Source organism: Bacillus sp. 005/A4HT-01/001, from assembly GCF_004634445.1.
GTDB lineage: Bacteria > Bacillota > Bacilli > Bacillales > Bacillaceae > Bacillus > Bacillus altitudinis.
The window spans coordinates 143,377-154,780 of record NZ_SEIZ01000001.1 but is presented as its reverse complement, the minus strand read 5'-3'; the positions used below and the strand labels follow the sequence as shown (position 1 = coordinate 154,780).

Here is an 11,404-nt window from a genome sequence, read left to right as displayed (position 1 = left end):
TATTTAGAGAAGCGAACTATTTTTGATACATAAAAGGGGGAGATTTATTGATGAAGAAATTGATAACAGCAGAGGATTTAACACAAATCGTGTCTGTTTCTCATCCAGTCTATTCACCAGATGGAAAAAAGGCTGTTTTTACAAAAGTATCGGTGAATGAAAAAAAGGATGATTACAATATTCATTTATGGGTTCGAGATGAAGGGACAGGGGAGCTGTCACAATGGACATTCGATGATGGAAAGCATCATCAGCCAGTGTGGTCAAATGATGGGAAGCAGCTTGCGTTTATTTTGCAGAAGCCAAAGGAAGTCCCTCAGCTCGCACTCATTCAGAGCGATGGCGGCGGCATTCGTACTTTAACGAATATTCCTTACGGCGTCTCTCATCCTGTATTTTCACCGGATGGAGCGTTCATTTATGCAGCGGTCTCATTAAAACAAGAAGAATCTGTTCATGATGAAAAAAAGGAAGAGTGCGATGACTTTGCTCCGGCAGTATATGATGATTTGACTTATAAAGCAGATGGCAGAGGCTTTTTAGACGGGCGTCTGACGCAAATTGTACAAATCGATGTCTGCTCAGGGGAGGTAGAGACGGTTACGAGTGAGCAGCATCATCATGTGAATCATGTCGTCTCTCCTTGCGGGAAGTGGCTCGCCTATATTCAATCCAACCCGCAGACGTTTTACATAAGTGATATCTGTCTCCTGTCATTAGAGGACGGTACATCCAAGAAAATCACCCAATCAACAGGCGCTTACTCGACCGTATCATTTTCTCCAAATGGAGAAAGCCTTTTGTACATTGGACACGAGCGTGAATTTCAGAATGCAACCTTCCCATCATTGTGGCTGTATGATCTGAAGGAGAAAAAGACCATTCAACTGTCAGAAATGCTCGATATGTATGTAGGAAACTGTATGGCAGGGGATAGTGTTATGGGTGAGGCCAATCAGCTTCCACAATGGACAAAGGATAGTCAGGGGTTTTATGCGCTTGTTTCTGATCAAGGGAGTACCGGAATTTATTATTTCTCTATTGAGGGTTTAGCCTATCCCGTTCGTTTAGAGGCAGAACATGTGACGAATTTCAGTCTTCATCCAGATGAATCAAAAATGCTGATCAGCCGTCTTTCGCCTGTCTCGCCTAGTGAGCTGTATGAGCTGACTTTAGGGGAATCCTCACTCAAGCAAATCACGTTTGAGCATGATGACTTTCTAAAGGAACATGTCATATCCGAACCTGAACCAATTTCTTTCCAGTCAAAAGAAGGAGACGTTGTACATGGCTGGTTGATGAAGCCCGCTCAGATGGAAGAGGGGAAGACATGTCCACTAATCTTAGAAATTCATGGCGGGCCGCATGCGATGTACGGTCATACGTATTTTCATGAATTTCAAATGCTCGCCGCCGAAGGGTATGCGATTGTGTACATCAATCCTCATGGCAGTCATGGGTACGGACAGATGTTTACGAACCGGGTAAGAGGCAGCTATGGTGATGTTGATTATGAGGATGTTATGCTGGCTGTTGATCATGTACTCGAAGCCTATGACTTTCTTGATGAAACAAGGCTTGGCGTAACGGGCGGCAGCTATGGCGGTTTTATGACCAACTGGATTGTCGGACAGACAGACCGTTTCCGTGCAGCTGTTACACAGCGTTCCATCTCAAATTGGATTAGCTTTTATGGCATCAGTGATATCGGCTATTTCTTTACAAAATGGCAGATTGATGGGGATATTTATGACTCTGTTGATAAGCTATGGGATCGTTCGCCGCTAAAGTATGTAAAACAGGTGAACACACCGCTTCTCATCCTGCACAGTGATGAAGACTACCGCTGCCCAGTTGATCAAGGAGAACAGCTTTTTGTGGCATTAAAGGAGCTTGGAAAAGATACGAGATTAGTCAAGTTTCCTAAGGCCTCTCATGATTTATCGAGAAGCGGTCACCCTGGGCAGCGTATTCAAAGACTGACTTTTATTCAAGAATGGTTTAGAGAGAAATTATCCTAATCAAAAAACGACCCAGTAAGGGTCGTTTTCATGTCATATATGAATTAGAAAACCTGTTCAACTTCTACAACGCCAGGTACTTCTTCTAATAATGCGCGCTCAATACCGGCTTTCAATGTAATGGTTGAACTTGGGCAGCTGCCGCATGCACCAAGAAGGCGTAATTTCACAATGCCATCTTCAATGTCTACAAGCTCACAGTCTCCACCATCACGTAATAGAAATGGACGAAGTTTGTCCAGAACTTCCTGTACTTGGTCTTTCATTTCGACTTCAGTCATTAGATATAATCGCTCCTTTCACAACATATCACCATTATATTCATCTGGACGATAAAAATCTATTGATTGGTTTCAAAGTTTCCTTCTCATTATAGCACAATCTCATCTTGAAACAAAAAGTGATTTTGACTTTTTTCATACAGAAAATTCAGCTAAAATAAAGAAAGAATAGGGGGCTTGTCAAATGAACAAAACCGTCGACCTTTATGTATATGGAAGAGATGTCCTGTGCGCTAGTTGCGTGAATCTGCCTTCTTCAAAAGATACATTTGAGTGGTTAGATGCAGCATTAAAACGAAAATATCCAAATCAGCCGTTTCGCATCACATATATCGATATTGAGCACCCGCCTGAAAACGAACGCCAAAAAGAATTGTCTGAACGAATTCTTGATGATGAATTCTTTTATCCACTTGTCCTTGTTGAGGATCAGATTGTTGGAGAGGGCAATCCGAAATTAAAAGATATTTATCAAGAAATGGAGAAATACGGGTACGAAGAGAGCAGTGAATGAGCTGTTCTTTTTTTAGGAAAATAAACAGAGCAAACGTTCCTTTTTAGGTTGATTCAGAACATTTGTTCGGTTATAATGAGATGAAAGGAGCGTGAGCATCATGAATTATTTACTAAAACAATCTCTTCATCAACAAATACCGATTGATATGATTTATATGAAGAAAACTGGAGAGTGCTCGAAACGAAAAATCATTGTACATCGTCAAACTGAACAGTTCATACAAGCGTATTGTTTATCGAAGAAGACGATCAGAACGTTTCGTAAAGACTGCATCCTTGCGCTTGCTCCTATCAAAGTGAACCATCCATCGGTACATGCCGTTTCATAATAAAAGCTCCTTCATTAGAAGGAGCTTTGAGAAAAAATTCATATCATTTTATCCATTGTGATGCTTGTACATCCAAAGAAGTCCAGATTTTAAGAGTCTTGGAACACGACCAACAAGTGGACGATCCGCCACTAAACCAAAGCCGGCTTTTTTCCCTAAAGAGCCGAGTACGCCTTTTAACTTAAACTGCGGGTAAGCCTCAGGAAGCGGCTCGTTCTTCCAGCGTTTCTGTAGAGATTGCACAATTTGCTCTGCCTGTGCCTCGGCAAGCTGTGCACTTGGTGCGTGCGGCAAGCTTGCGCAGTCACCTACGACATAGACATGCTCATCTCCAGGGAGATTGTGATGAGGAGTTAAGACGACACGGCCTTGTGCATCTTTTTCAACATCCATATCTCGCACGACTTTACTTGGCTGAATTCCTGCTGTCCACACGATGACATCTGCTTCAATGGCATCGTCATGGTTGTACACAACTCCTTCTTCAACCTTTGTAATATTGGCGCAGTTAATGATCTTTACATCATTTTCTTCAAACCATTTTTGTACATATAAACTTAATCTTTTTGGGAAACTGGAAAGAATCAGTTCTCCGCGGTCAAAAAGAATGATGTTTAAATCAGAACGGCTTTCACGTAGTTCACTGGCTAGCTCTACCCCGCTAAGTCCAGCACCGACGATACCAACCGTTGCACCTGCACTCAAATTGTTTAATTTGTTATACGTATGTCTTGACTGATCAATGGTTTGAATGCTGTATGTATGTTCTTTCGCACCAGGGACATTGTGATACTTGTCCTCACAGCCGAGTCCGATTACCGTATCATCATATGGAATCGGTTCACGGTCGCTAAATAAGATCTGTTTGTTTTCAATATCAATTTTTTCTACTTCCCCGTATTGAATATCCAGCTTCGGATGCTCTGGAAAAGATACTCGAATGTGATGATCAGAGATCGTTCCAGCAGCAAGTGCATAATATTCTGTTTTTAAACAGTGGTAAGGATTTCGATCAATTAATGTGATAGTAACATCATCAGGTAATTGATTTGGCAATAAGCGGTGGAGAACCCGCATATTCCCGTAACCTCCGCCGATCAAGACTAAATTTTTCATGACGATTCTCCTTTTCCCCCTAGACATTGAAAAACACTTATACTAAAAAACTTTAAGTTAAAATACCAAATAAAATTATATCGAATTTACTGTGAAACCACAATAATTGTTTCAAAATAACCTACATATTCATTACTTAGTCCTAAATAGTAAAACATTTTACGGGGAATAGGCGTAACGATTTATTGAAGCTCATGTTTTGACTAATAGAAGGAATTTCGGTAGGATAGTAAGGCAAATGTGAGGTGAAGCACAGTGTTTCCACTGATCGAATTTTGTGTAAGTAATCTTGCACAAGGGTCTCAAGAAGCAAAAGAGAAGCTAGAAAAAGACCCAAACTTAGATGTAATGGAATACGGCTGTTTAAGCTACTGCGGCAAATGTATGGACTCCCCATTTGCTCTTGTGAATGGAGAATTTGTTTCAGGAGAAAATGCAGAGCAGCTAGTCGAGCGTATTTATGCTTTTATAGAGGAAAACGACATGTTTTAAATGCACCACATGGGTCATGAGGTGCATTTTTTTCATATATTCAGTTTCCGTTTTTTAGGAAAAAGTGTAGAAAGCGCATCCAATATGTTATGCTAATAAAATATCATCAAAATGAAGCATCACACGAGAGAAAAAGGGGCATATGCATAATAAAAGCCCTTTGCCATGGCAGCAAAGAGCTTCTATGTATGAAAAACGGGGGATGATAAGATTGTCTCCTGAATCGACTCCTTTTATACTATAAAGAAACAACATTTTTGGAGGACGCTCATGACATCATTTCAATTCACGAAAATGCACGGACTAGGAAACAATTATATATACGTCAATCAGATGAAGGAACAGCTTCCAGAAGAGCAGCTGTCAGAGATAGCGATCCGCGTTTCTTCTGTTTATACAGGTATCGGTTCAGACGGAATGATCCTCATTTGCCCATCAGATGTTGCGCCTGTGAAGATGCGCATTTTCAACAATGATGGATCTGAGGGGAAAAACTGCGGTAACGGTCTGCGTTGCGTGGCAAAATATGTGTATGAGCATCAAATCGTAACAGACACAACGTTCCAGATTGAGACATTGTCAGGACTCGTTGAGGCGACCGTTCATGTGCAGGATGGTCATGTTCAGTTAGTGACAGTAGATATGGGTAAACCTCGTTTTGAAAAAGAAGCGATACCAATGCTTGGTGAACCGGCCAGTACAACGATTAATGAACCGCTTGATTTTGGCACGACGACCTTAAATGGAACAGCTGTTTCAATGGGGAATCCCCATATCGTTTTCTATTTAGAAGACATTGAACAGGCGCCGCTTGATTCACTTGGGCCAATCATTGAAAAGCATGACATGTTTCCAGAAGGCGTCAATGTAGAATTTGTGGAACGTGTCAGTGAAACAGAACTGCATTTTCGCGTGTGGGAAAGAGGATCAGGGATTACGCAAGCGTGCGGAACAGGAGCATGTGCTGCGGCTGTATCAACGATTGTGAATGGACATGCGAAAAAAGAAACGGATATGACCGTTCATCTAGCTGGCGGAGACCTCATCATTCGCTGGAAAGACAATGACCATGTGCTGATGACAGGACCTGCTGAAACAATTTGTGACGGCACATTCTATCTCTAAACCATTTATTTGAGAAAAGGCAACATCACGTTTATAATTGAAAAGAAACATCCAGTCAAAAGGAGGGATGATCGTGAGTACACCAGTAACGATTACAGAAGCTGCTGCATTGCAGATTAAAGATATGATGAAAGAACATGAAGAAGAAAATGCGTTCCTGCGAGTGGGCGTAAAAGGCGGCGGCTGTAGCGGTCTTTCATACGGGATGGGCTTTGACCATGAAGTCTCAGAGAAAGACACGCAGTTCGAACAGCAGGGCATCAAGGTCCTTGTCGACTCCGAAAGCCTTGACATCATGAACGGCACCATCATTGATTTCAAACAATCACTAATGGGTGGCGGTTTCACGATTGACAATCCGAACGCGATTGCGTCATGCGGATGCGGTTCTTCGTTCAGAACAGCCACGAATACCGGTACGCCGGAAGAGTGTTGAAAATTTGAGAAGTCCGGTATATCAACGTTTTAGGGCGAATGTCGCCCGATGATATGTAACGATCACCTAGACGATCACCAAAACGAAGGAGATTGCGGATATCATTAAATAATCCGCGAATATCGACCCTTCATCGGAATAAAAACAACCCTAAATAGGGCGGTTTTAGATTGTTAATAACGTCTTTCTTAGCGATTATTCTCACGAATATTTCGTTAGGGGAGGCGTTTTTGTATGGCTTTAAAGAGAAAGAAGAAACGGGCGGTATTATCTACGGATAAAAAAGATTACCCGAAAATTCCGTTCGACGAGGCGCTGAATATAGTAGTCGCGGGTAAAAGGATCGAGGGTATCAGTAGTAGAACGTTGAGAGACTACACGAAAATGTGGGGCTATTTCACGTCTTGGATAAACGATAACTACGATATAGATTCCGTAGGAGAAATTACGACGGAGGTAGTTCGGAATTACATATCGTACATGAAACACGACAAACTGCTTTACTCCGGACACAAGTTCATCAAAGAGGACGAAAGCAAAGTCGGTCTATCAGATACGACGATCAATATTAATTTACGGACTATTAAGGCGCTGCTGAATTACCTTGAGCGCGAAGAGTTAATCGAAGTCAATCCAGCGGATCGCGTTAAATTGATTAAGCAGGACGTCGATCTTACGAATTGTTTTACGGAAGATGAAGTGAAAGAGATATTGCGGCAACCGAATCAAAAAGACTACGTAGGATTTCGCGATTATGTAGGGATATGCTTGCTTCTCGATTCCGGTATGCGTATTCAAGAAGTTCTAAGCCTGCGACAAAAAGACATCGATTTTTCAAGTCGTTTCATAACGGTATCTTCCGAAGTGAGCAAGAACAGAAAGCATCGATTAGTTCCGATTTCTAATCATACCGTAAAGCTCTTGATGCAACTCATCTCGGAGAACAAGGCGCATTTCGTTACCGACAGAATCTTTTTATCTTGTTACGGCGAACCGTTGTCGCCTAACCACTTTAATAAGCGTTTGAAATTTTACGCGGAAAAGGCGGGCATAGAAGGAAAGAAAGTCACTGCGCACGTCTATCGCCATACATGGGCGAAAACGATGGTTCTAAACGGTTGTGATCCTTTCACGCTTCAGAAAATAGGGGGATGGGCGGACATTAGAACAATGCGTAGATATATACAAATGGATACGAAAGAAATGAGACGGAGTCATGACGACTTTTCACCGTTAAATCACATTAAAAAGAAACGAATATAAAAATACACAAAAAAAGAACGCTCACCAACCGAATATAATCCGGTAAGTGGAACGCCCTAGCCTGCTTCCATTATATCGGAAAAAAGCGTACGAGTCAAACGCTTATTTAAGTGCGCCTTAATTTCGAAATGGTCTGCGTTCTGCTAAAGGGAGCGACGAAAATGTACACGAAAGATTCCGCAAAAATGGCCCAATTCCGTTCAATTGACGATCTGAACGGCGCCATCCGCACGCACATCTACCGCAATAAATCCAACCTATCACCGTCAGCCATAGACGTCTTGAAGGTGCTATCGCGTCACGCAGTCAAAACGCCAGGCGTTGCGTGGCTGAAGATCGATTCCATAGCGACACTTATCGGAAAGCACCGTACTACAATTATCCGCGCAATCAAGCGCTTAGAAACTCTCGGCATTATTCGTAAAGAAATAAAATATCGCCCTGTTAGCGGAGGAAACGGCGCAAATATGTACGTCATCCTAGCGCCTGCGCCTTCTAGTGCTACTGCGCAAATGCAACTCCGCCAAGATGCGGCCAAGCCTACGGAGTCTAAGGCGGAGCGTCCAAAATCCGAAGACGAAGCCGTTATTCTTAAAAGCAAAAATAATTTACTACGTAATACGTATGCTGCGTTCAAAAACGTCATTGATTGTTTTGTAACTGATCGTCGTCTAACAAGCCGTCTATACGGTGTGTACTTGGCGCAGACGTCCGCCCTTAAATCCGTATATGATAAGTCTTTGCTAGATGAAATCGGCTTGAATGCGCTTCGTATCGCTTTTATTGGCGTTAAACGGAAGCATATACGAAATATTGTCGGATATTATAGCGGAATATTAACGAATCTGTTCGATAATCTTTACCGCACGGAAATCGAAAGGGGCGCATTATAGTGGCGAATACAGTTGACGCAATCAAAAATAAACGAGATATAGAACGAATGAAGAAGGCACTTCACGGCCGCGATCTAGTTATGTTTGTACTAGGCGTATCGTTGGGCCTCCGTATATCTGACTTGCTAACGATAAGAGTCGGTGATCTTCGAGGACAGTCGCATCTAACTATCAAGGAAGGCAAAACGGGAAAGACTCGCGATATCAAGTTGTCATCTACGGTTGTTAAGCTGGCGCAGAAGTTAGACGGAGACGACGATTCGTATGTATTTCAGTCGCGCAAAGGTATTAATAAACCGATTAGTCGCGTTCAGGCATACCGTGTCTTAAATGCGGCAGCCGAAAGAGCCGGAATAAATATCGATATAGGTACGCACACACTTCGTAAAACATTCGGGTATCAGCTTTATTCGAAAGGTATAAACATTACGCGGATTATGAAAGTATTCGGCCATAGTTCGGAGGCTCAAACGTTGAAGTATATCGGCATAACTGCGGATGAGATTGACGCAGCATACGAGGCTATCGAGATATAAAACACCAAGCAAGCGCCGCCCGTGGGTAAGACCGCCTAAAACTCAGGGGGGTGTTGCGCCATGTTACCGTATATAGAATATAGGGGATGCGCATAATGGTCGGCACACTGCGACATGAAGAGGCGTCAAGCCTCGTCCTATCAACGTTTATGTGACGATAGGTTACTGGCATAGGACGCCTTAACGGTGTGTGTTACGTATCGACGTGTAACATACGACGACGAACCGTTTATGCATGATCTTATACAGTCGGGCCGGCATAGGGCATCGGGGAGCATACCGGCGTGGTGCGGTTTATACGTTGCATAAAAACAATAGTGTTCATTGCGAAGATAAGAACGTGACAAACGTTGTCATATCAATGCTTTCGTACGTTCGCGAATGTAACAAAAGGTGATTCTGTTACGTTCATTATGCGTTTTTGTGTATATTTTATTCATTTCCGCGATGAAACGAAGGAAAGAGCCGCCCGCCCGCCCCCAAGCGCCCCGGCCAAAACCGCGGAATCTGACGAACAAAACTTGCGCACAATTTTTTAAACTCGGGGTGTTAGGCGGATGTCGTCACAATTTACTACGATTCTCACTACGAAAGCCTTACGTACACTTATTTCGGATAACGGTCCGTATTATTTCGGACACGAATCCGGAATGTAATCAATGCGATTATACACCGGATTTTATAGACGGTCAACGTTTCGAATGTTGGTCGCACGGTGCGACGATCAATCCGCTTCAAGAAACGCCTCGAATGCCTCTAATTTAGCACGCATTTTCCTACGTTTTGCCTCGCTGGCTGCTCGTTGGAACGAAATATACACGTAGTCATCAAAACGGCTAATTTCGTTCAATTTCGCAATAAAAAAGACCAGCCATTACGACTGATCATCGGTATCGTTCGGAACAAATTCGACTATGTCTTCGATGCGGCAATCAAGATAATCGCAAAGCTGCGCGATAACGGTCATAGCAACAAATTCGCCTGCGGAGATTTTAGCGACTGTATTAGGCGAGAGTCCTAACTCATTACGAAGGTCCGTTTTCTTTTTATCCTTCCTAATAAGCATGTGCTCTAACGGCTTGTACGATGGTTTTAACCTAATTTCCTTTTGACGTCTAGTCATATTAACACCTTCCTTCATCTATAATGTATAACAAATAATACATTTTGTCCATTTTTAAAAATATTTTGTATGATTTGTTGACTAATAATGTATAAGAAGTTATACTAAGTATAGAAAGTCATACAAAAAGTATGGCAAGAAGGGAGTGAAAAAAAATAATTGATTGAACTAGCAACAAAAATATCTGTACTCATAGGCGCATGGCTCGGCATTATCAAAATTTCATTAGAGCTAATCGCAATGAGAAAAAAGAAAAAGCGACGGTCTCCCTCCAAGAAGAAACGTCGCAAGTAAACGGACGGGGCGCTAAGCCCCGGTTCAATCAATTATACCACACATGAAGAGACTCTATACTATTGATTACTTGATACTTCTAACGCTCGGCTTTTTAATCGCATCGATGACCTTCAGAAAATTATCTACGCTTGATCAAATAATTATTGCAACTACATCACTATACGCTTCACTACTTATTATGAAGGTGATTAAAAGGAGGAAATGAAAATGAAAAAAGAATCGATCAAGGCTGAACTTGTCTTTTACGACTTTTACGGAAAGGGCGTCCACTTTCGTAAAGAAAAAGATTTAGTGCATTTAGGAGATGGTTACGCGATAGGGTACGAAGAAGGCAACGGGCTTGCGCTTTATAAGATGGCGGGCGTTCCTGGCGCCTGGGAGATCGGCGACCGAGACGAAGTATTGTTCCGAATCGACGACGAAAACGAAGCGATCGCAGGTCGTTCTATAGAGGAAATCGCGCGAATGTCGGTTGTCGATTTTATGATCATGGCATCGCGCCGCATGGTTTCTCACTGAATACGGAAGCCTTGCCATAAATTACACATAAATATTTAGATTTATTCGACAAATAACGACGATAATGGCGATGTGATTAGTGTATTATAGAGAACAAAATAGAACGGAGGTTCCCTTTGTGACGGGAATATCGTCAAAATTGTTGTACGTTTGTACAACTTTCGGGTGACGGGTGTGTCTGACCCGCCAGCGACCGACATCTAATCATACTCAATCCATTCGTAAAGGTCGTCAATGGTGCAATTAATCGCGGCGGCTATGGTTTTCGCGGTATCGAAATTCATGCCACGCGTACCGTTGATGTACTTCGAAATGATGGACTTATCGTAACCAGTTCTATCGGCTAGTTGCGTTTGAGTATAGCCACGCTCACGGAGTCGGTCGCTAAGTAAACATCTACCTCGACGATACTTAACCGTAACAAACACCTCCGCATAGCTTATATCGGGCTATACGG

At 42.5% G+C, this 11,404-nt stretch carries 13 protein-coding genes and 1 pseudogene; 10 read left to right on the top strand and 4 right to left on the bottom strand.

The window, feature by feature from the left end; all coding sequences use genetic code 11:
* Positions 1 to 50 precede the first annotated feature (50 nt).
* Positions 51 to 2,021: a S9 family peptidase gene (locus ES896_RS00875; protein WP_135226243.1), complete on the top strand. Its 1,971-nt coding sequence runs from the start codon at positions 51 to 53 to the stop codon at positions 2,019 to 2,021.
* A gap of 44 nt (positions 2,022 to 2,065) precedes the next feature.
* Here ES896_RS00875 and ES896_RS00870 read toward each other — a convergent pair.
* Positions 2,066 to 2,365, bottom strand: a pseudogene (locus ES896_RS00870) (NifU family protein).
* A gap of 121 nt (positions 2,366 to 2,486) precedes the next feature.
* On the opposite strand from ES896_RS00870, the gene ES896_RS00865 reads away from it, so the two are divergent.
* Both ES896_RS00865 and ES896_RS00860 read left to right on the top strand, forming a co-directional pair.
* Positions 2,487 to 2,816 carry a YuzD family protein gene (locus ES896_RS00865; protein ID WP_008346819.1) on the top strand — a complete coding sequence of 110 codons (330 nt, stop codon included), beginning with the start codon at positions 2,487 to 2,489 and terminating at the stop codon, positions 2,814 to 2,816.
* A 100-nt stretch (positions 2,817 to 2,916) separates the two neighbouring features.
* Complete coding sequence (locus ES896_RS00860; protein ID WP_057079127.1) at positions 2,917 to 3,147, top strand: WYL domain-containing protein; 231 nt, start codon at positions 2,917 to 2,919, stop codon at positions 3,145 to 3,147.
* 48 nt (positions 3,148 to 3,195) lie between these two features.
* Here ES896_RS00860 and ES896_RS00855 read toward each other — a convergent pair whose 3' ends face one another.
* Positions 3,196 to 4,263 (bottom strand): NAD(P)/FAD-dependent oxidoreductase, encoded by a 1,068-nt coding sequence (locus tag ES896_RS00855; protein WP_039168948.1) that lies wholly within the window; start codon positions 4,261 to 4,263, stop codon positions 3,196 to 3,198.
* Between the two features lie 255 nt (positions 4,264 to 4,518).
* On the opposite strand from ES896_RS00855, the gene ES896_RS00850 reads away from it, so the two are divergent.
* The 6 genes from ES896_RS00850 (at position 4,519) to ES896_RS00825 (ending at position 9,008) form a co-directional block, all read left to right on the top strand.
* On the top strand, positions 4,519 to 4,755 hold the full coding sequence (locus ES896_RS00850) for a YuzB family protein (protein ID WP_008346813.1): 237 nt from the start codon (positions 4,519 to 4,521) through the stop codon (positions 4,753 to 4,755).
* A 270-nt stretch (positions 4,756 to 5,025) separates the two neighbouring features.
* The gene (dapF, locus tag ES896_RS00845) at positions 5,026 to 5,880 is read left to right on the top strand and encodes a diaminopimelate epimerase (protein ID WP_116306149.1); all 855 of its coding nucleotides are present in this window, start codon (positions 5,026 to 5,028) and stop codon (positions 5,878 to 5,880) included.
* A gap of 73 nt (positions 5,881 to 5,953) precedes the next feature.
* On the top strand, positions 5,954 to 6,316 hold the full coding sequence (erpA, locus tag ES896_RS00840; RefSeq protein ID WP_017358921.1) for an iron-sulfur cluster insertion protein ErpA: 363 nt from the start codon (positions 5,954 to 5,956) through the stop codon (positions 6,314 to 6,316).
* Positions 6,317 to 6,550: 234 nt separating this feature from the next.
* On the top strand, positions 6,551 to 7,579 hold the full coding sequence (locus tag ES896_RS00835) for a tyrosine-type recombinase/integrase (RefSeq protein WP_135226242.1): 1,029 nt from the start codon (positions 6,551 to 6,553) through the stop codon (positions 7,577 to 7,579).
* 161 nt (positions 7,580 to 7,740) lie between these two features.
* The gene (locus ES896_RS00830) at positions 7,741 to 8,472 is read left to right on the top strand and encodes a helix-turn-helix domain-containing protein (RefSeq protein ID WP_135226241.1); all 732 of its coding nucleotides are present in this window, start codon (positions 7,741 to 7,743) and stop codon (positions 8,470 to 8,472) included.
* Complete coding sequence (locus ES896_RS00825) at positions 8,472 to 9,008, top strand: site-specific integrase (protein WP_135226240.1); 537 nt, start codon at positions 8,472 to 8,474, stop codon at positions 9,006 to 9,008. The genes ES896_RS00830 and ES896_RS00825 overlap by 1 nt, the downstream gene beginning before the upstream one ends.
* A gap of 874 nt (positions 9,009 to 9,882) precedes the next feature.
* Here ES896_RS00825 and ES896_RS00815 read toward each other — a convergent pair.
* Complete coding sequence (locus tag ES896_RS00815) at positions 9,883 to 10,131, bottom strand: helix-turn-helix domain-containing protein (RefSeq protein WP_034622470.1); 249 nt, start codon at positions 10,129 to 10,131, stop codon at positions 9,883 to 9,885.
* Positions 10,132 to 10,635: 504 nt separating this feature from the next.
* Here ES896_RS00815 and ES896_RS00810 point away from each other — a divergent pair.
* Complete coding sequence (locus ES896_RS00810; protein ID WP_240688358.1) at positions 10,636 to 10,947, top strand: hypothetical protein; 312 nt, start codon at positions 10,636 to 10,638, stop codon at positions 10,945 to 10,947.
* A gap of 200 nt (positions 10,948 to 11,147) precedes the next feature.
* Here the strand turns inward: ES896_RS00810 and ES896_RS00805 are convergent, their stop codons facing one another.
* Positions 11,148 to 11,375 (bottom strand): helix-turn-helix domain-containing protein, encoded by a 228-nt coding sequence (locus tag ES896_RS00805; RefSeq protein WP_135226238.1) that lies wholly within the window; start codon positions 11,373 to 11,375, stop codon positions 11,148 to 11,150.
* Positions 11,376 to 11,404 lie beyond the last annotated feature (29 nt).

What these genes read in the sequence shown, in the direction of transcription:
- ES896_RS00875 (WP_135226243.1), top strand. Translation starts at nt 51, where the DNA reads ATGAAGAAATTGATAACAGCAGAGGATTTAACACAAATCGTGTCTGTT.
- ES896_RS00855 (WP_039168948.1), bottom strand. Translation starts at nt 4,263, where the DNA reads ATGAAAAATTTAGTCTTGATCGGCGGAGGTTACGGGAATATGCGGGTT.
- ES896_RS00815 (WP_034622470.1), bottom strand. Translation starts at nt 10,131, where the DNA reads ATGACTAGACGTCAAAAGGAAATTAGGTTAAAACCATCGTACAAGCCG.
- ES896_RS00810 (WP_240688358.1), top strand. Translation starts at nt 10,636, where the DNA reads ATGAAAAAAGAATCGATCAAGGCTGAACTTGTCTTTTACGACTTTTAC.
- ES896_RS00865 (WP_008346819.1), top strand. Translation starts at nt 2,487, where the DNA reads ATGAACAAAACCGTCGACCTTTATGTATATGGAAGAGATGTCCTGTGC.
- dapF (WP_116306149.1), top strand. Translation starts at nt 5,026, where the DNA reads ATGACATCATTTCAATTCACGAAAATGCACGGACTAGGAAACAATTAT.
- ES896_RS00830 (WP_135226241.1), top strand. Translation starts at nt 7,741, where the DNA reads ATGTACACGAAAGATTCCGCAAAAATGGCCCAATTCCGTTCAATTGAC.
- ES896_RS00835 (WP_135226242.1), top strand. Translation starts at nt 6,551, where the DNA reads ATGGCTTTAAAGAGAAAGAAGAAACGGGCGGTATTATCTACGGATAAA.
- ES896_RS00860 (WP_057079127.1), top strand. Translation starts at nt 2,917, where the DNA reads ATGAATTATTTACTAAAACAATCTCTTCATCAACAAATACCGATTGAT.